Source organism: Rhodococcus sp. 06-1460-1B (assembly GCF_002258475.1).
GTDB classification, from domain to species: domain Bacteria; phylum Actinomycetota; class Actinomycetes; order Mycobacteriales; family Mycobacteriaceae; genus Rhodococcoides; species Rhodococcoides fascians.
The window spans coordinates 58785-80425 of the sequence record NZ_NOYS01000026.1 but is presented as its reverse complement, the minus strand read 5'-3'; the positions used below and the strand labels follow the sequence as shown (position 1 = coordinate 80425).

Sequence of the window (21641 nt, the reverse complement as noted above, 5' to 3'; positions counted from 1 at the left end):
CCCCACCGAAGGAATCGTTGCTCATGACTGCCGTACTGACCACCCCCGAGGTCGATGTCCTCATCATCGGTGCCGGCCTGTCCGGGATCGGTGCCGCGCGCCACCTCGGGCACGATCTGCCCGGGAAGACGTACACCATCCTCGAAAGCCGCGGGGCGATCGGTGGCACCTGGGATCTGTTCCGCTATCCCGGTATTCGCTCCGATTCCGACATGTACACCCTCGGGTACAGCTTCAAGCCGTGGACAGGAGAGAAGTCCATCGCCGACGGTTCCGACATCCGTAACTACATCGTCGAAACCGCACGAGAAGCGGGTGTGGACAAGCACATTCGATACCACCACAAGGTCGTCGCCCTCGAATGGTCGTCCGAGCAGCAGTTCTGGACGGTCACGGCGCAGCGCAGCGACACCGACGAGACCGTCACGATCACCGCGTCGTTCGTGTTCTCCTGCAGTGGTTACTACAACTACGACAAGGGTTTCAGCCCGGAGTTCGTCGGCCAGGAGAACTTCGGTGGGCAGGTGATCCACCCGCAACACTGGCCCGAGGATCTGGATTACGCGGGCAAGAAGGTCGTCGTCATCGGCAGCGGTGCAACGGCGATCACGCTGGCTCCCAACCTCGCTCGTGAGGCCGAGCACGTGACGTTGCTGCAGCGCTCGCCGAGCTACATCCTCTCGCTCCCCTCGAAGGATCCGATTGCGCAGACACTGCGGAAGCGTTTGCCGAAGAAGTTGGCGTACAGCGTGACTCGGCTCAAGAACGTATCGATGGCCATGTTGATCTTCTCGTTGAGCCAGAAGTACCCGGAATTCATGAAGAAGCGGATCCGGAAGATGCAGGAGGGATGGCTGCCGAAGGGATACGACCTGGACACCCACTTCACCCCGTCGTACAACCCGTGGGATCAGCGCCTGTGCCTGGTGCCCGACAACGATCTGTTCCGCTCGATCCGCAAGGACGAGGTCTCGATCGTCACCGATCACATCGACAGCTTCACCGAGACCGGCCTGAAGTTGAAGTCCGGCCAGCACCTCGACGCCGATATCGTCGTCACTGCAACGGGATTGAACCTGTCCGCACTCGGCGGCGCGACCTTCCGCGTCGACGGTAGAGACGTGGATCTGCCCAGCACCATGGCGTACAAGGGCATGATGCTCACCGGAATCCCCAACTTCGCTTTTGTCGTCGGGTACACCAACGCGTCGTGGACGCTCAAAGCCGACATGGTCTCGAACTACGTCATGCGCCTGCTCGCCCACATGGACGAGAACGGGTACAGCACCGTCGAGCTCGAACGCGACCCGTCCGTGGACGAAGAGCCGTTCCTCGATTTCGCCGCCGGCTACGTGCTGCGGGCCGTGGACAACTTCCCGAGGCAGGGCAGTGAAACTCCGTGGAAGCTGCGGATGAATTACTTCCGCGACCTGCCGGTTCTGCGGTACGGCAAGCTCGTCGACAAGGCGATGAAGTTCGGGCGGCCTCGATCGAAGGTCGCGGTCGCTTCCTGACGGGAATAGATCGAGTCCCTGATCGTTTGTCCCGTACATGAAAATTGGCATCATCGGAAGTGGATTCATCGGTGGAACGCTCGTGCGCCGGTTGACGGCGCTCGGTCACGAGGTTCGATTCTCGAACTCACGCGACCCGGAGACTCTGGCGGAGCTGGCGTCGGAAACCGGAGCGACGGCGGTGTGGGCAGCGGACGCGGCGCAGGATGCGGACCTGGTCATCCTCAGCATCCCGCAGAAGAACGTGCCCGACCTCGCCGCCGGTATCGCCGGCGCACGCAAGCCCGGAGCGCCGGTCATCGAAACGAACAACTACTACCCGCAGCAGCGCGACGGTCTGATCGAAGACATCGAAGGCGGCACACCCGAGAGCGTGTGGGTGTCGCAGCAGCTCGGTGAGCCGGTCATCAAGGCCTTCAACGGAATTTGGTACAAGCACCTGCTCGAGAAGGGTGTTCCTGCCGGAACCGACAAGCGCATCGCGCTGCCGATCGCCGGGGACGACGCCGAGTCGAAGAAGCTGGTGTTCTCGGTGATCGACGAGCTCGGCTTCGACCCGGTCGATGCCGGTTCTCTCGCCGAGTCGTGGCATCAGCAGCCGGGAACCCCGGTGTACGGCAAGGACTTCGGCGTCGACGACACCGTGAAGGCGTTGGCCGAGGCGTCCCCGGAACGTTCCGCGGAATGGAAAGCTTGAGCCGAGCTGCTGAACTACCTGACGCGACCCTCGCGGAGTGTGCGCTCCGCGAGGTCGCGTAGCGGCCCGGTCAGGGCCGAATCGCCGACCCGGCACGACTGCTCGCCCACAGACACGTTCCACACGAAGGTGTCGCGGGCCTGCGACTCGGCGGGCTCGGGTGGGGGCGGCTCAGCGAGGTACGGGCGCGCAGCCTCGACCAGCGACTGCCATTCCGGCTCGTCGGTCTCGACCACTCCGCGTTTGGACATCCCGGCGATCCCACCGGTTCGCAGTACCTCGATGCGCAGGCTCATGCCCCTCGATCACACCCGATCGTCGCTCGGCTCCCGTGTTGACTGAACTCCCACGGTAGACCAACCGGCGGCCACGGCCCGGGCGACGTCGGAATCGGTGCCGAATCGCTTCTGCGCTGCGAGCAGCGTCGCCGCGGAAAAACCCGCGAAGTCGACCGTCGGTGCCAGACCCCCGACAGTCATGGTGTCGAACCAGACCTGCCCGACGCGATCCCACGCCGGGCCACCCAAAGTGGTTGCGGCCACGGCGAACGCGCGGTTGGGAATGCCCGAGTTGATGTGCACACCGCCGTCGTCCTCGGTGGTGACGACGAAGTCGTCCATGCTCGCCGGCTGCGGGTCCTTGCCGAGTACATCGTCGTCGTACGCGGTGCCGGGCTCGAGGAGCGAGCGCAGCGCCTTGCCCTGCACCGCGGGCAGGAACAGACCTTCGCCGATCAACCACGACGCGTCCTCGGCGTTCTGCTTCGCGGCGTACTGCTCCACGAGCGCACCGAACACGTCGGAGATGGACTCGTTCAGTGCGCCGGCCTGGTCCTTGTATTCGAGCGGGGTGGTGTACTGCGTGAAACCGTGCGCGAGCTCGTGCGCGATGACGCCCAGAGAAACGGTGAAGCGGGCGAACACTTCGCCGTCACCGTCGCCGAACACCATGCGAGAGCCGTCCCAGAACGCGTTGTCGTAGTCCCGGCCGTAATGCACCGTCGCATCGAGGGGCAGGCCGCTGCCGTCGAGACTCGAGTAGCCGTACACCTCGTCGAAGAACGCATAGGTGGCACCGAGGCCGTCGTATGCCTCGTCGGTCGCAGCATCGCCGGTGGGATCCTCACCCTCGGCGCGAACCTGCTGACCCGGGAGGTCACGGGTCGCTTTGGCATCGGAGATGGTGCGTTCGAGGGTGCCGCCGGTCCGCGGTGCGATGGCGGTACGTGCCTGGACGACCTCTCGGCCCGCCCGCATCTCGCGGTCGGCCAGCAGAGTCGCGCGTGCACCGGCTCCCTGTAGACGCTCGAGCAGGAACGGTGGAACTACGCCATGCGAGTGGAGCCTGCGGAACGATCCGGAATCGGTATCTGTCGTCATGTGCGGTGACCCCCTAGGTCCGTGGCATGTGCGGTGATGGTTCCCAGTGTGCCCGAGGGCACCGACACATTCGGGTCCACCGCACCGAGCTCACTCACGCAGCGTCGACAGATCGATACTGTCCACCTCGCTCGGGGGACGCAGCGCGGTGACGGTCGCCCAGTTCCGTGCCAGTAGGGAGGCGTCGGAGTCGTCGTCCTCGGCGTGGATCTCGTCGAACCGGACGGTGACGAAATCTTCTCCGCGATCGCCTATTTCGGCCTGCACCGCGCCGTATCGGGCCAGCGAGGCCGGAACGATCCCGGCGAAATCCGACCGTGCAACGTCGGGAATGTTGACGTTGACGACCGCATCGACGGTCAGATGCGAGATCATCCATGTCACCGCCAGATGCGCGACGTGTTCGGCGGTGTCCCAGTGCGACGGCCGGGTGGCGAGCGACGACAGCGCCATGGCGGGAACCCCGTGCGTCAATGCGGTCAGCGCCGCGCCCACCGTGCCCGAATGCAGTACGGCCGCACCGGTATTGGGGCCGTGATTGATGCCGGAGAGGACCACGTCGGGTGGAGCGCCGAAGGCACCTCGGGTGGCGACGAACGCGATGAGGGCCGGTGAGGCCTGTACCGCATACACTTCGACACCGCGCAGCCCCTCGATCTCGGTTCGCTCGATACCCAGGTGATCGTCGACGCCCATCCCCGTCAGCGATGCACTGGCACCGCTGCGTTCCTCGTGGGGAGCGGCCACCACGACGTCGAGGCCGGCGTCGAGCGCGACCCGCGCCAGCAGCGCGATGCCTGCGCTGTCCACACCGTCGTCGTTGGTGATCAGCGCCCTCATTTCTTGCCCGCCTTGCCGTACGGACGCACGTCGACCGATTCGGTGAGTCCGAGAACCAGGTCTTTTCGGCCGCTACCGAGGCCGCGGCGGGTGACGTTGGCCGTGCCCGCGCCTCCGCCCAGCCGGAGCGCCTCCGGCATCGACAGTCCCTGAGCGATTCCGGCGGCGATGCCGGCGCTCATCGAATCGCCTGCGCCGTGGTGGTCGACCATCTGTAGACCCGGGGTGACGATCTCCAGCACGTCCCCGTCGACCAACGCCAGGGCGGGGTCTCCCGCTCGGGAGATCACGACCACCTCGGCACCGTCGTCGTGCATCTTTCGCATCGCATCGATCAGGTGCTTCGGGTCCTCGGACTCGGCTCCGCCGTCGGCAATGAGGTCCTCGTGGCTGACCTTGAGCACCGTGAGGCCGCCGGCGAGGGCGGCCAGCATGGTGGGGCCCGACAGGTCGGCGACCACCGGGACCTCGAGTGCGCGCAGGTCGGCACACAGCCGCTCGTACACCTCCGCAGGCACGATGTTGTCGGCGTGCGGACCGCCGAGAATTGCCACGTCGCTGCGGGCACCGGTGGCCAGTGCCGCGCCGAACAGGTCGTCGAGCGCGTGCCTGGCCAGCGGCGGCGGATCGACCGTGGCCAGTACCTCGCGCTCTCCGCTTCGGCGATCGTGCACGTAGGAGCCGCTTTCCTGGCCGATGTCGACGGAGACGACGGAGATGCCCTCGCTCTCGACGATGCCCCGCAATACGGCACCGATCTCGCCGCCGAACACCCCGGCCAGAGTGACGTCGAGACCGAGCACCGACGCCATCCTGGCGATCCAGTGACCCTGACCGCCCGCGTGCACGTGCAGTTCGGTACTGCCGTTGGGGGCAGCGTCGAGGGTCACCGTCAGTAGTGGGGACGGCGCGAAGACGAGCGCGCTCGGTGCGCGAGAGGAGGTGGACATCGTGAGCGAATGCCCGATATGTCAGGTCCGAAACAGCTACAACTCGAAAACGTGGACTCAGAATCGACGACGCAGGCGCATCCCGATAGGGCGTCCGTCGGGGTCGACGAACAACCGGTAGGCGAGTGCGGCAAGTCGCTGCTGCCAGACGGGCGGCACCGTGATCTCGTGCATTCGCAGTCGGCCGACGGGCCGGGGCTTCGCGGACGGGTTGCGGTGCCAGTTGTCCAGGGCCGTCGCGCTCGCCGAGATCACGTCGAAGAACTGCTGCGGGTCGACGAGGTCGGCGTCGTCGCCGTCGGCCCGCCCGAGGTGTTCGCGGATCAGTTCGAGTCTCAGGTTGCGCGCGTGGGTTCTGGCGCCGTCGCCGAGGCCTGCTGGGTCCAAGGGTGCCCGATCGTCGCGCTGCTCGTCGACAATGGCCGCGGTCAGCTCCGAATCATGGGTCCAGGAGCGGCGATTGAAGTTGTCCGACCCCACTGCCGCCCACACGTCGTCGATGATGCAGACCTTCGAGTGCACGTATACCGGTATGCCACGGTCGTTTTCGATGTCGAGTACCAGTACGCGGTCACCGCCGGCTGCGCGGATGACCCCGAGCGCCGCCGAGTGTCCCAGCAGCGCAGAGGGAATGGTCAAGTTACTGTCGTCGTCGAGGTGCTTGGGGACCACCACCACCAGCCGCAGGTTCGGCTTGCGGCGCAGTGCCGCGGCGAACACGCGCGCGACGTCGACGGACCACAGATATTGATCCTCGATGTAGATCAGCTCGGTGGCACGGTCCAGGGCTTTGGCGTACGCACGGGCCGCGCTGCGCTCGCCTCTCGTCGCGAACGGGTAGGCGGGGCGTCGACGCGGGTAGGTACGCAGCAGCTGAACCGAGCACGTGCCCTGGGGCTCCGGGGCGGCGGCAGCGGGTGGCAACTCCGACGGTTCACGCGTGACTCCGCGCAGGAAATCGGGAATGGCATGCCACGGTAGACGCGAGAGCGCCGCGGGATCTTCCCACCGTTCGCGGAAGACGTCCTCCACATCCCGGACTGCGGGCCCCTCGATCTGCACCTGCACGTCGTGCCACGCCGGAATCTCGCCGTACTCGGGCGGGAAGGGGCGCGAGACGGGATCGCCGAAGTGATCGGCGTCGTCGCGTCGAGCACGGGCCAGATCGATACCGCCCACGAAAGCGACGTCGGGCAGATCTTTCCTGCCGTACCGCACGACCACGAACTTCTGATGGTGGCTCCCGGTGACCAGCACGCGCTGGTCCAGAATGACCTCGCCGCCCGCCTCCTCCAGCCGCAGCGCGAGCTTGCGGTTCTTCGGACCGGTGAAACCGAGGGTCTCCATGTGGGAGCGCCACACCATCCCCTTGACGACGCCACCGCGGTGCGCGACGGCGGCCAGGGCATCCTCGACGGTCACGCCGTCGTCGGTGAGCAGCTGCTCCGGGTCCCCGCGCCAATCGGTGAAGAGCACCAGATCGTCGCGCTCGGTCTGCTCGAGGGCCCGTGCGAGTGCCGCGAAGTACGTCTTGCCGTGCACGAGGTTCTCGACGCGATTGCCCTCGGTCCAGGCCGAGATTCGGGTGTCGTCGTTGCCTCGCTCGGGCGCGGTCAGGAACCACGGGTGCCCCGGATCGAAACTGCGCTCGGGAGCTGTCAGAGCAGAGGTGGACCGACCGAATTTCTCGGCAACTCCGTCAACGACGCGCCGGATGCGCTGCACTATCACGATGGCATTGTTCCACCCGGTTTGAAGGCCACAGTGGGCGGGCACCCCGGCGATATGACTCAGGTACCCAACGTCACGCTCAGAAACGGCAAGCAGATTCCCCAGCTCGGTTTCGGCGTCTTTCAGATCGACGCCGACGAGACCGCGAAGGCCGTCGAAACGGCGCTCGAGATCGGCTACCGACACATCGACACCGCGCAGATGTACGGCAACGAGAAGCAGGTCGGCGAGGGCATTCGCAACTCCGGCATCGACCGCGAATCGGTGTTCGTCACCAGCAAGCTCAACAACGGTTTCCACCGGCCCGACGACGCGCGCTCGGCGTTCGACAAGACGCTCAGCGACCTCGGGACCGACTACGTCGATCTCTTCCTCATCCACTGGCCGCTGCCCACCCGGTACGACGGCGACTTCGTCTCCACGTGGAAGACGTTGGAGGAGTTCGCGGCAGACGGCCGGGCCCGCAACATCGGCGTCTCGAACTTCCAGCCCGCTCACCTCGATCGTCTCGCCGAAGAGACCGAGACGGTTCCCGCGGTGAACCAGATCGAGGTGCACCCGTACTTCGTCAACCACGACGTGTGGGCCTACGGCCGCGAACATGCCATCCCCACCGAGGCGTGGTCGCCGATCGCTCAGGGCAACGTTCTCGACGACGCGGAACTGAAGCGAATCGCCGACGCCGCAGGCAAATCCGTTGCACAGGTAGTGCTGCGCTGGCACATTCAGCGTGGCAACATCATCTTCCCGAAGTCGGTGACACCGGAGCGAGTGAAGGCCAACTTCGACATCTTCGACTTCGAGCTGAGCTCGGCCGACGTCGATGCGATCACCGCACTCGACAAGGGCGAGGAAGGCCGGAACGGTCCGAATCCGGACACGTTCGACATGATTCCGGACTAGAACGTAACACTGTGGGCCCGAACGTCTTCGGACGTTCGGGCCCACGGTGCTGTTCGAACGGCTGTCGGTGCTTCAGTGCTTCAGGGTTGATCCGGTGGCGGCGATGACCTGTTCGGTGGTCACGCCCGGTGCCAGTTCCACCAGCTTCAGCGTGCCGTCGCCGACGACGTCGATGACGGCCAGGTTGGTGATGATGCGGTCGACGACGCCCTGGCCGGTCAGCGGCAGGGTGCACGCGTCGAGGATCTTCGGATTGCCGTCGCGGTCTGTGTGTTCCATGACCACGATGACGCGTCGAGCCCCGTGCACCAGGTCCATCGCGCCGCCCATGCCCTTGACCATCTTGCCGGGGACCATCCAGTTGGCGAGGTCGCCGTTTCGGGAGACCTGCATGCCGCCGAGAACGGCTGTGTCGATGTGGCCGCCTCGGATCATGCCGAAGCTCAGCGACGAATCGAAGTACGACGCACCGGGATTGACGGTGACGGTCTCCTTTCCGGCATTGATGAGGTTGGCGTCGACCTCGTCCTCGGTGGGGTAGGGGCCGGTGCCGAGAATGCCGTTCTCCGAATGCAGAGTGACGTTCACCTTGTCGGTGAGGTAGCCCGGGATCAGCGTCGGCAAGCCGATGCCGAGGTTGACGTATTCGCCGTCGACCATCTCGGCCGCCGCACGCTCGGCCATCCGGTCTCGGGTCCATCCTGCGGTCATGCTCGAACTCCTGAACTGACGGTGCGCTTTTCGATGCGCTTGTCCTGTGGACCGGTATGTACGACACGTTGGACGAACACTCCGGGAAGATGCACCTGGGCCGGGTCGATTTCGCCCGGCTCGACGAGCTTCTCCACCTGAGCGATCGTGATCCTGCCGGCCATCGCTGCCAGCGGATTGAAGTTCATCGCTGTCTTGTCGAACACGAGATTTCCCGCGGTGTCGCCGATTTCGGCGTGCACGAGAGCGAAGTCGGCGTTGATCGCCTCCTCGAGCACGTAGCGTTTGTTGCCGAACACCCGTGTTTCCTTGGGCGGTGACTCGATCGAGACGGAACCGTCGACGTTGTAGCGCCACGGCATTCCGCCGTCGGCGATGGGGCTGCCGACCCCGGCGGGGGTGAAGAAGGCGGGAATGCCGGTGCCGCCGGCGCGGAGACGCTCGGCGAGCGTGCCCTGCGGTGTCAGTTCCACTTCGAGTTCGCCGGCGAGGTACTGCCGGGCGAACTCCTTGTTCTCGCCGACGTACGACGCAGTGACGCGGCGAATACGTCCGGCTGCCAACAGAATTCCCAATCCGTAGCCGTCGACGCCGCAGTTGTTGGAGAACACCTCCAATTCGTCCGCGTCGGTGTCGGCGATGGCCTCGATGAGGGCATCGGCGATGCCGCACAGGCCGAAGCCGCCGACCGCGATGGTCGCTCCTCTACCGATGTCCGCCACCGCGTCGGCTGCGGAGTCGTAGGTCTTTCCTGTCACGTGAACTCCTGATGTGTTCGTTGAGCAAACGATGGGTCCAGTGAACTCGACCAGCGCGCATCGCGGCTGTTTTAGGAAATTCTGCTCGAATGTCGAACATGAAGTGCATCAGCGTTCACTCAGTGGACGTACAGTGGTGCGGTGACTGTGCTCGATGCCAACGCAGGCGTCATCGCCAAAGTGTGTGCTCTGCTGCGTGCCGCCAGTGCGGCGGAGGCGACCGGTACCTCGACCACCGAGTTGGCGAGGTCCGCTGGAGTTGCGCGCCCGACGGCTCATCGGCTGTTGACGGAACTGGCCGACGAGGGATTCGTCGACCGCGATACGGGAACCGGACGGTGGGCACTGGGACCGGAAATCTATCTCCTCGGCTCCATGGCCGCATTGCGCTACGACGTCACCGATCAGGCCCGAGATATCGTGCAGGACTTGGCAATGCGGAGCGGCGAGAGCGCGTTCCTGTCCGCGCGTCGAGGTGGCGAGACAGTGTGTCTGCTTCGGGTGGAGGGCAGCTTCCCGCTACGGTCGCATGTGCTGTACGAGGGCATCCGATTACCGCTGGGGGTGGCCTCCGCAGGCTTGGCCGTTCTCGCCCATCTCCCGGACCGCGAGGTCGACGAGTACCTGGACGGCGTCGATCTGGTGCCCGAGTGGGGACCCGATCATTCGGAGTCGGCGATTCGGCACCGGATCGAGCTGACGCGGTCCTCGGGCTACGCCGTCAACCCGGCATTGCTCGTGGAAGGCAGCTGGGGACTGGGCGCAGCGGTGTTCGACCGCGGCCGTAGGCCGGCATGGGCATTGAGTCTGACCGGTGTGGAAACGAGGTTTCGAGAGGACAGACGTCGGGAGTTGGGAAAGATGCTGCTCGACGCCGCGCATCGGCTCACCCTGCAGGTGGGCACCCGTCCCGATCCGATCTAGCCGTCCAGTCCTTCGAGAATGTCTGCGGCATCCTGACTTCCGCCGGCTGCCAGTCGCTGCAGTTCGTCGCGGTCCTCGCGCTCTCCGGCGCGTTCGACGAGCATGTCGACGGCGTCGCTGTTGCCGGCTGCGGCAAGTGAACGCAGGTCGTCGACGGTGCCCTGCTCCACCAATTCGTCGATCGCGTCCTGGTCACCGCCCGCAGCCCGTGCACGTAGTGCGGTCAGGTCGGATGGCGTGGGTTCGGTCATGTACGGAGTCTAAGTCGCCCGTGCGAGGCGAGGAACAATTCTGACGTACGCGATCATGCCGATCAGCTCCACCAACGTCTGCGTCACCACGACCACTGCGGCGAGGGAAAGAGCCGGCGGCAGCGCGAGCGCGAGAGGCAGCACCACCAGCGAGTTCCGGGTCGCCCCGGAGAAGATCAAAGCCCGGGTCGCGGGCACGTCCTGGCGGGTGACCCGAGCCGTCGCGAGTCCCACGACGGCCATGACGACCAGAAACGCCACGAAGATCGGCACTGCTGCGATCAGCTGAGATGCCTCGCTGCGGACTGCGTCGACCTGAGATGCGACGACGACTGCGAGGGTCGCCATCATGATCGGCACCATTGCCGCTGCCATGGCGTCCATTATGCGAGTGCCGAGGCGTGTGCGTCGTGCCAACCACTGCGTTGCCGCAGCCAATGTCAGTGGCAGCGCGATCAGTAGGACGAACGCCTCGACGAACGGTGCGACGTCGATGATCTTCACCAGGTCGGGTCCGACGAACAACCAGAGGTAGAGCGGCAAGAACGCGATCTGCAGCAGCATCAGTAATGGAGCAGCGGCGAGAAGTCGTTCCGATGCCGCCCCGGCCAATCCGCTGAAGACGATGACGTAGTCGATGCACGGAGCCAACAGCACGAGAAGTATCCCGACGAGCACCGCTTCGTTACTCGCAACGAACCGGGTCAGTGCGAACACGACGATCGGGACGAGTACGAAATTGAGCACCACGACGCTCAGCAAGAAATTCCGGTCGCGTAGCGAATCGCCGATGGCGGAGAACGGAACTGCGAGGAACGTTGCGTAGAGCAAGACGATCAGCACCGGATTGATGGCGATCTCGAATGCGGGAGCCGATGCCGGTGCCGCCAACCCGACAACAACTCCGACGGCCAACGCCAGTAGATACAGCGGGATCTGGAACTTCTCGAGCCACGCCACTGCCGAACCGGTCACGTGGTACTCGTCGATGAAGTGCAGAGGGTGGGCACGTACCGAGGATAGGCGTTGTCGAGTATTCGGGGGATGTGGCTCGGGTACGCGATCATCGCCGCGTCGGTCCGACGACCTGGGGTTCGACGGGTCCGGCGTTCTTGTCGGTGGGTCGGGATACTCTTCTTTCAGTTCGAACATGCGTTCTTGTTTCGATTCACTGGGGGGTGAAGAGATGGCGATACCGACGGTGTCGTTGGATGCGTTGACCGCTGCTGCGCGGGAAGAGAATCGGCTGGCGGCTCGCAAGATTTCCGCGTGCTACGACGTCCATCGGAGCTGGATCACTCTCGACACCAAGCACAAGCACTACAGCCGGTATGGGCGCACCGAGATGGCGGTGGCGTTGGGGTGTTCGGCGACGGTCGCCGAGGCGTATGTCTCGGTCGGGGTCGCCCTGCACACTCGACTGCCGCTGGTGAAGAAGGCATTCGAGGCTGGGGAGATCGATCTTCCGCGAGTGAGGGTGGTGTGCCGGATCCTCGACAACCTCTCGGACGACATCGTGAGGTCGGTCGAGGACGAGATCGTCGAGGCGGCCCGACGGTCGTCACCGGGGCCTTTGGAGAAGGAGATCTGGGACATTCTTCTGCGGGTCGCGCCGGAGGAAGCAGCAGCGTTGCGGGAGTTCGCGAAAAAGTTCCGCAATGTTTCCTACGCCCCGGCTGGGGAATTGGCCCGGATCCGAGCAGAATTGACCGCCCCCGAAGCGGCGGCCGCATGGCAGCTCCTGGAGGAAATGGCCGACACGCTCTGCCCGAAAGACCCACGCGGCAAACAAGATCGGCTGTGTGACGCCTTCATGGCGCGGATGCACGGAGAACCCCGGCTGGAATGCCTGTGTCAACGTGAGGACTGCCCGAAGAAAGATGCAGAGCTGCCGGACCGTCGGGTGCCGTTGACGATGGTCACTGTCGATATCGCGACGCTGATCGGACTGCTCGCGAATCCGGCGTACCTGGCCGGGCACGGATCCATCGATCCCGACCTCGCGCGGGAGTTGGCGCGCAACAGTCACTGGCAGATCCTGCTCACCGAGGCGGTGACCCTCGCCGAGACACTCGGACTGGCAGTGCAGAACCCGGAAACCGGGGAATGGGAACAACGCTCGGCAGAAACAACAGCCGAGCCGAGTGCGACAGAGCCCGAGCCGGCAGAGCCCGATGCGGCAGAGCCTGACGCGACAGAGCCTGACGCGACAGAGCCCGACGCGACACAAACCAACGCGGAAGCGGATACGCGAGTAACGCGGACTGGCACTGGCACTGGCACTGGCACCGCAACGAACACAGCAGCGCCAGTACCGTCGATACCGCCACCTTCGGTTCCGCCACCGTCGCTCCCGGACCCAGGACCGCATCCCGGCGCGGGGCCGGGCCAGGGTTCGGGTTCGGTTGCAGCAGAATCGCATTCGAAGCCAGCCCCGATACCGCCTGAGCCGACCGACTACGACGAGACCCAGCACCGGCAACGACGTCGGAATGCCTTGGCGGCCTCCGCAGCCCTGTTCTGTACTCACACACCCGTCGGCAGGGGCACACGGCACAGCTCTGCCCTCGACCTATCCTCGGAGGTCCGCCCCGACAACCCGACGATCCGCCCCGCAGGCCGCACCGCACAGCGCACTTCCTCAGGCGTCTATCTCGGCAACGCATCCCTGGCCGCAGCCCTCGAAGCCGCCATCGCCGCCGACCCCACCCTCGGCAAGTCCGTCCGACGCGACCCACTCACCGACCGAGCCCTGATCTACCGGCCCGACGCCCTCACCACCGCGGCAGTCCGGCTACGCGACCGCCATTGCCGTTTCCCCGGCTGCCACCGACCTGCCGAACGCTGCCAACTCGACCACATCATCGCCTTCGATCACGCCAATCCACTCGGCGGCGGCTGGACGACAGTCAACAACCTCCAATGCCTCTGCGAATACCACCACAGCGTCAAAACCGCAGGCTACTGGAAAGCCGTCATGCTCCCAGGCGGCGCCACCCTGTGGACCTCCACCTCGAAGACCACCCGAATCACCCTGCCCGCCAACGGAACAGCCGTACCCATCATTGGCAACGACCTCCGACCGTACATACCCACCAAGCCCAAACGATCCGGCATCATTGCCTACCCCGACCCACCGGACAACGAACAGCCCGAGACAGACGACACGGCAGCACCGCCCTTCTAGAGGCCGCGTTCTTAGGTGCAGCGTTCAGTAGTCGAACGCCTCGAACCTGACATCTTCACCGGCCACCCACTCCAGAACTGCTTGGTGCAGAGGCCGATCCGCGCACACATAGAACTGCCTTCGCCCCACGTGGCCTACGGCTTTGACGTCGGACTCGGTCATTCGTCGTACGTATGTCCGGGCTCGGAGCTGTTCGAGAGTGCGTGCCTTGGCATGCCCGTCGGTGTCCAACTGTCCGGTGATGAACACCGTGATCGCCATCCCCAAGTGGCCGACCTGCTCGATGACGTCGACGGCGAGAGCCAGGTCCTCTGCGCGGATGCTCCACAGCAGGGTCAGCGCGAGTCCGGATTCGTGGGCAGCATGCGCCTGCGCCATGAAGGGCGTGATCCCGATCCCCGATGCCACGACCACTACGTCGTCGGTATCGGGCTGCGTATCGGCGTATCTGGTGTCGTCCTCGCCGCCGAAGCCCATGACAGGGACGGCCAGGTCCGACCCTGGAGTCCACCGCGACAGCAGGCGGCTGACCGGTCCGTGCTCCCGAACGGTTATCTCGAATACATTGCTGCCCGAAGTGTTCGGTTCGCTGGACACCGTGAACGTTCTGATGAAGTCGTCGTTGAGGGAGCTCGGGTCATGATCGCGCATGTGCGACCAGCCACGATCGAGTCGATGCGAGAAGTCGAGGGTGACGTGTTGCCCTGCACTCCATCGCACCGGCGTCGACGACTCGCCCGGAGAAAGCCGGAATGTGTAGCGCGATATCGTCGGTGTGATCGGCAGCTTGTGGATCAGCGAGGCAAGCATTCTGTCCGCTGATCTGGGCCGCCGGCCCGAACCTCCGACCTCGCGGGCCAATCTTCGAACCGGCGGGTTGTACGGCGACGGGTCGAGCAGCGTGCCTCGGAATGCAAGGCCCTCTCTTACGAAGCGCACTGCCTCGATATCGATCCGTACAGCCATACTGCTATGTGGCAGAACGCTTTCAGCGGCATCTCCGATCAGTACCTCTGCGCGTCCCGTCAGGTAGAGGATGTCGCCGGTGTCGAAATCGGGGAAGGTGAGTCCCACTGCCCGGTCGGAAGTGATGTTTCCCAACGTCTGGTAGAGGCGGTTCCCCGAGTACTCCGGGTACACCAGGGTCACGCCCTCCGTGTCGGAGTTACTGAATACCCGGACGAATCCTGGTGCCCCACCGCGGATGTTGGTGTCCATGCTGTGGGCGCCGTGTCGGCTGGAGATGAGGAACGTGTCGGATCTGCCGATGAGGGCGAGGGCGTCGGCTGGTAGCGGGAGTGAATCGGTGATCAACTGCGGAGATGATGCGTAGGGTGTTATCGCCCGCTTGTTCAGATATTTGGGGCAGTTTCCGAGGGTTTCGTCGACTGCGACATTCACCTGTACGTCGATAGATTCGCTGGTCTCCGAAGGCGTTGTGTCCGTTCGCCTTTCCAGCACCATCGCGTCGTGCAGCCGTCCTGCGATCTTGACCCGGCCCCTGTGCTCGAGATCGATGACGAGGCCCGAGACCAGCTTTCCTCGTCCGTTCGTGGCTTCGTCGCCCACGAGACCCTCGAGCACTGGGTCGGTACCCGTCCAGTGAGCGCCCGGATCTGCGGGACGAGGTTCGAGCCGGGTCCGAAACCTCACTCGGAGAACACTGTCCGAGGCCACGGTTGCTGTTCCCGGAGCGCCTCCGAGCAGCGTTGTCCACACACGGCCGTCGACGCCGATCGTCCCCAGCGCCACGAGTGGGCTCCGGCTCATCCAGGGTCCGTATGCGGCGGGCAGCCCTGGGACAGTGGGGTTGTCCTCGTACGGCACCTGCAGAAGACGGTGCATCGTCTCCTCCCCTGGATGCCACTGGCTCGGCATGTGGTCGTCATCTGCTCGCACGACGTCTGGCCTTTCTCCGAGGCTGTTGGCATACATGGCTATTGGGAACAACTGGTGCGGAATCGAGAACAAGTTCTCTATCAGGCTGCGTGTCGCGCCCCGGAAGATCGGTGCAGGAAGGTGGTGATCAGGGTGGCGACGTCGTCGAGGTGGCTTTCGAGGAGGAAGTGGCCCCCGTCCAGTAGATGAATTTCCGCGTCGGGGAGATCGCGCAGGAACGCGCGCGCGCCGTCGGGTCCGAAGATTTCGTCGTTCTTGCCCCAGACAGCAAGGAGTGGGGGACGACAATCGCGAAAGTAGCGCTGTACCGCGGGATACAGGCGGACGTTGGTCGGATAGTCGGCGAACAGCCGCAGTTGGATCTCGTCGATGCCGGGGCGGGTGAGTAGCGTGTGGTCGTGGATCCAAGCGTCGGGACTCAGGAGCGTCGAATCGGAGACACCGTGGACGTACTGCCATCGGACCGCGTCCAGTTCGAGCGCTTCGCGCAGCGGAGCCGCGGTTTCCGGTGTGCGGTTATTCGCGTAGGTCCATAGAGGAGCCCAGAACGAGTCGACGAACCCTTCCTCGTAGGCATTTCCGTTCTGAGTGACGATGGCGGTGATGCGATCGGGATGGCTGAGGGCGAGACGCCATCCGACGGGTGCGCCGTAGTCCTGGGTGTAGATCGCGTACCGGTCGAGACCCAGCTGCTCGAGGAGGTGATCGGTCACCGCGGTGAGCGTGTCGAAGGTGTAGTCGAAGTTGTCGACGGATGGAGCTGACGAGTATCCGAAGCCGATGAGGTCGGGTGCGATCACGTGAAAATGCTTGCCCAACAACGGGATGAGGTGGCGGAACATGAAAGAGCTCGAGGGTGTTCCGTGCAGCAGCACGATGGTGGGATCGGCGGGATTGCCGGCCTCGCGGTAGAAGACTTCGAGTCCGTCGACGGTGGTGGTGTGGTGATGAACGGCGACCATGAATAACCCCTATAGGTAGTTGATGTGGTTACTCCGATGACGGAACCACACTGGCCGTAACCTGTCAAGCGGTCTATGATGGTTACATGGACACCGCGGAAGCACGGGCGATCGACGAAGCGCTGCTGATCGACCTGCTCAACACCACACCGGTCGTGGATGATCAGCCGATCGATCTCTTGGCGGGCGACGCCGACGGCCGAGACTGGCTGAGTGCACGCGGCGGGACCGGAAGCGCCGAGGAGCTTCAGGTGTGTCGCGCTGTGCGTGACGACCTTCAGCGGGTGGTGCGGGGTGAGGCGTCACCGTCGTCGCTGAGAACGTACTTGGATGGCCTCTCGCGGGTGCCGGTGCTGACCGATGACGCGCTGGACTGGAATCTGCAGGTAGCCGAGGATCGCCGACTGGCTGCGCGAATAGTGCTGGCCTGGGCGGAGATTCGTGAGACTATTCCCGGCGCACTGCGTCCGTGTGCGAATGACGAGTGCCGCCTGTTTCTCCTGGATCGCTCCCGTGCGGGCACCGCGCGGTGGTGTTCGATGGCCACGTGTGGCAACAAGATGAAGGCCCGACGGCACCGTGCTCGGGCAGCGGGCGACTGATTGTCGCGCGCCGCAGCGGGCGCAGGGCGATCGCCCTCGTCGCGAACATTCTGCTGGCCGGCGCGGGGTGTGCCGTCTCCTGCTCGGGCGCAACACGCGAGCCCACGACCGACCGATCGTGGGCTCGTCGTGCAGGAGGTGAGAGTCGCTCTCGGGCGCTAGGACCCGAGGGCGACCAGGGCTGGGGGCGTCAGACCAGGTTCCGAATGTGGTCGCGCGTGAATTCGATGCGCTCGTCGACGCGGCCGTCGCCGACCTTGTTCACCCACTCCGGATCGGAGAGCAGCGCGCGTCCGACAGCCACCAGATCGAACTCGCCGTCCTGGAACTGGCCCGCCAGCGCGTCCAATCCCGTCACACCGGAGGCCGCGTCCTCCGACCATGCCGAGGTGAACACCGAATCGAGGCCCACGGAGCCGACGGTGATGGTCGGAACGCCGGTGAGCTTGCGCGTCCAACCGGCCAGACCGAGCTTGCCGTCCACTCCGTCCAGTTCGGGGAATGCCGGATCCCAGTGCCGACGAGTCGAAGCATGCAGTACGTCCACGCCTGCTTCGACCAGCGGCGTGAGGACGCGATCGAGTTCGGCCGGGTTCTCTGCGAGTCGAGCGTCGAAGTGGTTGCTCTTCCACTGCGAGAAGCGGTAGACGATCGCGAAGTCCTCACCCACCGCGGCGCGGATCGCAGCGACAACCTGTGCGGGGAAGCGGGTGCGGGCCTCCAGAGATCCGCCGAATTCGTCGTCACGCACATTGGTTGTTGCCCAGAGGAATTCGTCGAGAAGGTAACCGTGAGCACCGTGCAGTTCCAGGCCGTCGAAGCCGGTGTTCTTCGCGTTGACGGCAGCCTGAACCCAGTGCGAGGTCAGTTCGTCGAGATCGGCGTCGGTGAAGGCGCGACCGACCGAGGAGCCGTCGAGAGCGATGCCGGACGGGCTGACGGTGGTGACGTCGGGGAACAGGCGTGGCTCGGTGCCGCGCTCGACTCCCAGGTGCCACAGCTGCGGGATGATCGCGCTGCCCTCGGCGTGGACTGCATCGACGACGCCCTTCCATCCGTCGAGGCTGGCGTCGCCGTAGATCCTCGGTACGCGGGTGTGCGGTCCTGCGGCGGGGTCGGGGATATACGTGCCCTCGGTGATGATGAGGCCGGTGCCGCCTGCTGCACGTTTGCGGTAGTACTCCGCCACGTCCGGGCCGGGGATGCCGTCGGGCGAGAACGCCCTCGTCATCGGCGCCATGGCGAAGCGGTTGCGCAGCTTCAGCGACTTGACCTCGAACGGCTCGAAGAGTCCAGCGGTGGACAGGTGCGGTGTTGTCGTTGCAGTTTCGGTCACGCCTGCGCACAACCTGGCCGGAGTCCGAGCTATTCCCCCTCCCTGACTGTTAGCGTCGAAACATTATGAGCCAGTCGCCGCTGATATCAGCTTCCGAATTGCACGGTCTGTTCGAGATGGGTCGCGGCCCAGTGGTCCTGGACATTCGGTGGACCCTTCAAAACGGTAGCGACAGAGCAGGTTACGAGGCGGGGCACATCCCGACCGCGCAATTCGTCGACCTCGGTACGGAACTGGCGGCACCGCCAGACGATCGTGGTCGCCATCCGCTGCCCGACGCGGATACGTTCGTTGCGGCGATGCGAGGAGCCGGAGTCGGCGACGATTCCGCGGTGGTGGTCTACGACGCGGGGCCGGCAACTGCGGCTGCGCGGGCCTGGTGGTTGCTCCGCTACTTCGGTCACCGGGATGTGCGCGTCCTCGACGGCGGGTTCGCGCGATGGGTCGACGAGGGCTATTCCGTCGGTACCGAGCCCTCGATCGTGGCGGCCGGATCGTTCACGGCGCGGCCGCCGCTGGCCCGGGTCCTCGAAGTCGAGGACGTGCTCGACTTCGCACGCGAGAACGTCCTTCTCGACGCCCGCGCACCCGAGCGATTCCGCGGCGAGGTCGAGCCAGTCGATCCTGTGGCCGGCCACATCCCCGGGGCGATCAACAGGCCGACGACCGACAATGTCGATTCCGACGGGCGCTTCCTGCCCCCGGAGGTACTCGACGGCGCATTCGGTGGACTCGTGCCGAAGGGAAAGGACGTCGCCGTCTACTGCGGCTCGGGTGTGACCGCTGCGCATCAGATTCTCGCACTGGAGTTGGCAGGTATCGATGCCGCGTTGTATCCCGGCTCGTGGTCGGGTTGGATCACCGATCCGACGCGGCCGAGGGCATGACACACCGGCGCTGAGCTGGCAGTTCATTCAACCAGGGTTGAACTTGAATCTGACTTCAACTATACCTGGGGAATGAAGGTTGCAGGCAAGGTCGCCATCGTCACCGGAGGTGGTGGCGGAATCGGCGGAGCCATCGCCGCCAGACTCACCGAACACGGAGCCCGCGTCGTCGTCTCCGATGTCGACGAGTCCACGGCCCGATCCGTGGTCGACGCCATCGAGCGAGACCGGCCGGGCACAGCCGTCGCTGCCGCGGCCGACGCGTCGGACATCGGGGATATCGAGCGGCTGATCGCGGTCGCCGAAGAGTCGTTCGGTCCGGTCGATCTGTATTTCGCAAACGCCGGCATCAGCGGTGCCCCCGGGCTCGACGCCAGCGAACCGGACTGGGACCTGTCCTTCGACGTCAACGTGCGCGCACACATCCGCGCTGCGCAGCTGTTGGTGCCGGGTTGGCTCGAACGTGGTGAGGGCTACTTCGTCAGTACGGCCTCCGCAGCCGGCTTGCTCACCCAGATCGGTTCCGCGACATACGCGACGACCAAGCATGCCGCGGTGGGATTCGCCGAATGGCTCAACGTCACCTACGGCAATCGGGGCATTCGCGTCAGCTGCCTGTGCCCGATGGGCGTCAATACCAAGCTGCTCTACGAAGGCCGCGAATCGGGAGATGCCTTGGGAGCGGCCGCAACTGCCGCGGTGCTGAGCGCGGGCGCTGTGCTCGAGCCGCTCGACGTCGCCGACGTGGTGCTCGACGCGATGGACCGGGAGCAGTTCCTGATCCTGCCCCACGAGAACGTACTGGACATGTACCGCAACAAAGGTGCCGATTACGACCGGTGGTTGCGCGGCATGCGCCGCTACCAGGACAGCTTGCTCGACAACCAACAGGGGAACTGAACGTGGCATTTTTCGAGACCAGCGACCGCGCAAAGAAGTACGAGTCGGATCTGTTGGAGTTCATGGACTCTCACGTCTATCCGGCGGAGGCGGTGTACGAGCAACAGATGCTCGAAGCCGGTGACCCGCACTTCCATCCCCCGATTCTCGAGGACCTGAAGAAGGAAGCGCGCTCGCGTGGACTGTGGAATCTGTTCCACCCGCACCCCGAGTGGGGCCCCGGCCTGACCAACCTCGAATACGCTCCGCTGGCCGAGATCATGGGCCGCAGCCTGCTCGCCCCCGAGGCATGCAACTGCAACGCACCCGATACCGGCAACATGGAGGTGTTCACCCTCTTCGGTACCGACGAGCACAAAGAGAAGTACCTGAAGCCGTTGCTGGACGGTAAGATTCGTTCGGCCTTCGCGATGACCGAGCCCGACGTCGCCAGTTCCGATGCCACCAACATCGCAATGAAGATGGACCGCGACGGCGACGACTTCATCCTGAACGGGCGCAAATGGTGGACGTCGAACGCGATGCACAAGAACTGCAAGGTTCTGATCGTCATGGGCAAGACCGACCCCGAGGCAGCAACGCACCGGCAGCAGTCGATGCTCGTCGTGCCCATCGATGCGCCCGGCGTCACCGTGCTGCGCAACCTGCCCGTCTTCGGCTACGTCGACCGAGAGGGCCACGCCGAGGTTCTCTTCGAGGACGTGCGGGTGCCGGCGAAGGACGTGCTGAAGGGGCCGGGTGAGGGATTCGCCATCAGTCAGGCTCGGCTGGGGCCCGGCCGTATCCATCACGCGATGCGGACCATCGGTGTTGCGGAACGGGCGCTCGAATTACTTTGTCGCCGTGCGGTTTCACGGGTGACCTTCGGCAAGCCGGTCGCCATGCGTGCGAACATCCAGGACTGGATCGCCGAGGCACGCATCGAGATCGAGAAGACGCGGCTGCTCACGTTCAAGGCCGCGTACCTGATGGACACCGTCGGAAACAAGGAAGCGCGCACCGAGATCGCAGCGATCAAGGTCGCTGCGCCCGAGATGGCGCTGAAGATCATCGACCGCGCCATTCAGGTGCACGGCGGCGGCGGAGTCAGCAACGACTTCCCGCTGGCGATGATGTACGCACACGTGCGGACGCTGCGGCTCGCCGACGGTCCCGACGAGGTGCACAAGATGTCCATCGCGAAGATGGAGCTGCGCAAGTACATGTGAAC

21 protein-coding genes are annotated in these 21641 nt (G+C 64.8%); 9 read left to right on the top strand and 12 right to left on the bottom strand.

From position 1 onward, the window contains the following. The first annotated feature begins 23 nt into the window (after positions 1-23). Positions 24-1514 (top strand): flavin-containing monooxygenase, encoded by a 1491-nt coding sequence (locus CH268_RS14840; RefSeq protein ID WP_032364516.1) that lies wholly within the window; start codon positions 24-26, stop codon positions 1512-1514. Between the two features lie 37 nt (positions 1515-1551). Then, positions 1552-2211 (top strand): NADPH-dependent F420 reductase, encoded by a 660-nt coding sequence (locus CH268_RS14835; protein ID WP_094664870.1) that lies wholly within the window; start codon positions 1552-1554, stop codon positions 2209-2211. Between the two features lie 14 nt (positions 2212-2225). On the opposite strand, the gene CH268_RS14830 is transcribed toward CH268_RS14835, so the two are convergent. From CH268_RS14830 to CH268_RS14810, 5 genes are all read right to left on the bottom strand, one after another. Then, positions 2226-2507, bottom strand: a complete 282-nt coding sequence (locus CH268_RS14830; protein ID WP_027494430.1) for a protealysin inhibitor emfourin — start codon at positions 2505-2507, stop codon at positions 2226-2228. A gap of 9 nt (positions 2508-2516) precedes the next feature. After that, complete coding sequence (locus CH268_RS14825) at positions 2517-3590, bottom strand: M4 family metallopeptidase (protein WP_094664868.1); 1074 nt, start codon at positions 3588-3590, stop codon at positions 2517-2519. Between the two features lie 90 nt (positions 3591-3680). Beyond that, the gene (gene surE / locus CH268_RS14820; RefSeq protein ID WP_094664866.1) at positions 3681-4430 is read right to left on the bottom strand and encodes a 5'/3'-nucleotidase SurE; all 750 of its coding nucleotides are present in this window, start codon (positions 4428-4430) and stop codon (positions 3681-3683) included. Next, positions 4427-5380 (bottom strand): 1-phosphofructokinase family hexose kinase, encoded by a 954-nt coding sequence (locus CH268_RS14815; RefSeq protein ID WP_094664864.1) that lies wholly within the window; start codon positions 5378-5380, stop codon positions 4427-4429. Before CH268_RS14815 ends, surE begins: the two co-directional genes overlap by 4 nt. A gap of 57 nt (positions 5381-5437) precedes the next feature. Further along, complete coding sequence (locus CH268_RS14810; protein ID WP_027494426.1) at positions 5438-7111, bottom strand: phospholipase D family protein; 1674 nt, start codon at positions 7109-7111, stop codon at positions 5438-5440. A gap of 54 nt (positions 7112-7165) precedes the next feature. Here CH268_RS14810 and CH268_RS14805 point away from each other — a divergent pair, with 54 nt between their 5' ends. Next, a complete protein-coding gene (locus tag CH268_RS14805) occupies positions 7166-8014 on the top strand; it encodes an aldo/keto reductase (RefSeq protein WP_032364727.1) in 849 nt (282 codons plus the stop codon). Positions 8015-8086: 72 nt separating this feature from the next. Here CH268_RS14805 and CH268_RS14800 read toward each other — a convergent pair whose 3' ends face one another. Then, entirely contained in the window at positions 8087-8725 is a 639-nt protein-coding gene (locus tag CH268_RS14800) for a 3-oxoacid CoA-transferase subunit B (protein ID WP_094664862.1), read from the bottom strand. Beyond that, positions 8722-9483, bottom strand: coding sequence for a CoA transferase subunit A (locus tag CH268_RS14795; RefSeq protein WP_094664860.1), 762 nt, complete (start codon positions 9481-9483; stop codon positions 8722-8724). Before CH268_RS14795 ends, CH268_RS14800 begins: the two co-directional genes overlap by 4 nt. 141 nt (positions 9484-9624) lie before the next feature. Between CH268_RS14795 and CH268_RS14790 the strand changes: the two genes are divergently transcribed. Continuing rightward, positions 9625-10407, top strand: coding sequence for an IclR family transcriptional regulator (locus CH268_RS14790; RefSeq protein WP_176457959.1), 783 nt, complete (start codon positions 9625-9627; stop codon positions 10405-10407). Here the strand turns inward: CH268_RS14790 and CH268_RS14785 are convergent. Beyond that, a complete protein-coding gene (locus CH268_RS14785; protein WP_094664856.1) occupies positions 10404-10658 on the bottom strand; it encodes a hypothetical protein in 255 nt (84 codons plus the stop codon). The genes CH268_RS14790 and CH268_RS14785 overlap by 4 nt on opposite strands. Positions 10659-10667: 9 nt before the next feature. Then, entirely contained in the window at positions 10668-11633 is a 966-nt protein-coding gene (locus CH268_RS14780; RefSeq protein WP_176457958.1) for an arsenic resistance protein, read from the bottom strand. Between the two features lie 211 nt (positions 11634-11844). Between CH268_RS14780 and CH268_RS14775 the strand changes: the two genes are divergently transcribed. Next, the gene (locus CH268_RS14775; RefSeq protein WP_176457957.1) at positions 11845-13845 is read left to right on the top strand and encodes an HNH endonuclease signature motif containing protein; all 2001 of its coding nucleotides are present in this window, start codon (positions 11845-11847) and stop codon (positions 13843-13845) included. 24 nt (positions 13846-13869) lie between these two features. Here the strand turns inward: CH268_RS14775 and CH268_RS14770 are convergent, their stop codons facing one another. Continuing rightward, positions 13870-15690, bottom strand: coding sequence for a pyridoxamine 5'-phosphate oxidase family protein (locus CH268_RS14770; protein WP_176457956.1), 1821 nt, complete (start codon positions 15688-15690; stop codon positions 13870-13872). Positions 15691-15824: 134 nt separating this feature from the next. Beyond that, entirely contained in the window at positions 15825-16706 is an 882-nt protein-coding gene (locus CH268_RS14765; protein ID WP_094664850.1) for an alpha/beta fold hydrolase, read from the bottom strand. Between the two features lie 86 nt (positions 16707-16792). On the opposite strand from CH268_RS14765, the gene CH268_RS14760 reads away from it, so the two are divergent. Continuing rightward, positions 16793-17308, top strand: coding sequence for a CGNR zinc finger domain-containing protein (locus tag CH268_RS14760; protein ID WP_094664848.1), 516 nt, complete (start codon positions 16793-16795; stop codon positions 17306-17308). A gap of 190 nt (positions 17309-17498) precedes the next feature. On the opposite strand, the gene CH268_RS14755 is transcribed toward CH268_RS14760, so the two are convergent. Further along, complete coding sequence (locus CH268_RS14755) at positions 17499-18644, bottom strand: NADH:flavin oxidoreductase (protein WP_176457048.1); 1146 nt, start codon at positions 18642-18644, stop codon at positions 17499-17501. Between the two features lie 65 nt (positions 18645-18709). Here CH268_RS14755 and CH268_RS14750 point away from each other — a divergent pair, with 65 nt between their 5' ends. From CH268_RS14750 to CH268_RS14740, 3 genes are all read left to right on the top strand, one after another. Continuing rightward, positions 18710-19531: a sulfurtransferase gene (locus tag CH268_RS14750; protein ID WP_094664846.1), complete on the top strand. Its 822-nt coding sequence runs from the start codon at positions 18710-18712 to the stop codon at positions 19529-19531. A 72-nt stretch (positions 19532-19603) separates the two neighbouring features. Further along, complete coding sequence (locus tag CH268_RS14745; protein ID WP_032382158.1) at positions 19604-20431, top strand: SDR family oxidoreductase; 828 nt, start codon at positions 19604-19606, stop codon at positions 20429-20431. Positions 20432-20493: 62 nt separating this feature from the next. Continuing rightward, positions 20494-21639 (top strand): acyl-CoA dehydrogenase family protein, encoded by a 1146-nt coding sequence (locus CH268_RS14740; RefSeq protein WP_239536539.1) that lies wholly within the window; start codon positions 20494-20496, stop codon positions 21637-21639. The last annotated feature ends 2 nt before the right edge of the window (positions 21640-21641 follow it).

What these genes read in the sequence shown, in the direction of transcription:
- CH268_RS14840 (WP_032364516.1), top strand. Translation starts at nt 24, where the DNA reads ATGACTGCCGTACTGACCACCCCCGAGGTCGATGTCCTCATCATCGGT.
- CH268_RS14835 (WP_094664870.1), top strand. Translation starts at nt 1,552, where the DNA reads ATGAAAATTGGCATCATCGGAAGTGGATTCATCGGTGGAACGCTCGTG.
- CH268_RS14830 (WP_027494430.1), bottom strand. Translation starts at nt 2,507, where the DNA reads ATGAGCCTGCGCATCGAGGTACTGCGAACCGGTGGGATCGCCGGGATG.
- CH268_RS14825 (WP_094664868.1), bottom strand. Translation starts at nt 3,590, where the DNA reads ATGACGACAGATACCGATTCCGGATCGTTCCGCAGGCTCCACTCGCAT.
- surE (WP_094664866.1), bottom strand. Translation starts at nt 4,430, where the DNA reads ATGAGGGCGCTGATCACCAACGACGACGGTGTGGACAGCGCAGGCATC.
- CH268_RS14815 (WP_094664864.1), bottom strand. Translation starts at nt 5,380, where the DNA reads ATGTCCACCTCCTCTCGCGCACCGAGCGCGCTCGTCTTCGCGCCGTCC.
- CH268_RS14805 (WP_032364727.1), top strand. Translation starts at nt 7,166, where the DNA reads ATGACTCAGGTACCCAACGTCACGCTCAGAAACGGCAAGCAGATTCCC.
- CH268_RS14800 (WP_094664862.1), bottom strand. Translation starts at nt 8,725, where the DNA reads ATGACCGCAGGATGGACCCGAGACCGGATGGCCGAGCGTGCGGCGGCC.
- CH268_RS14785 (WP_094664856.1), bottom strand. Translation starts at nt 10,658, where the DNA reads ATGACCGAACCCACGCCATCCGACCTGACCGCACTACGTGCACGGGCT.
- CH268_RS14775 (WP_176457957.1), top strand. Translation starts at nt 11,845, where the DNA reads ATGGCGATACCGACGGTGTCGTTGGATGCGTTGACCGCTGCTGCGCGG.
- CH268_RS14770 (WP_176457956.1), bottom strand. Translation starts at nt 15,690, where the DNA reads ATGCACCGTCTTCTGCAGGTGCCGTACGAGGACAACCCCACTGTCCCA.
- CH268_RS14765 (WP_094664850.1), bottom strand. Translation starts at nt 16,706, where the DNA reads ATGGTCGCCGTTCATCACCACACCACCACCGTCGACGGACTCGAAGTC.
- CH268_RS14760 (WP_094664848.1), top strand. Translation starts at nt 16,793, where the DNA reads ATGGACACCGCGGAAGCACGGGCGATCGACGAAGCGCTGCTGATCGAC.
- CH268_RS14750 (WP_094664846.1), top strand. Translation starts at nt 18,710, where the DNA reads ATGAGCCAGTCGCCGCTGATATCAGCTTCCGAATTGCACGGTCTGTTC.
- CH268_RS14745 (WP_032382158.1), top strand. Translation starts at nt 19,604, where the DNA reads ATGAAGGTTGCAGGCAAGGTCGCCATCGTCACCGGAGGTGGTGGCGGA.
- CH268_RS14740 (WP_239536539.1), top strand. Translation starts at nt 20,494, where the DNA reads ATGGACTCTCACGTCTATCCGGCGGAGGCGGTGTACGAGCAACAGATG.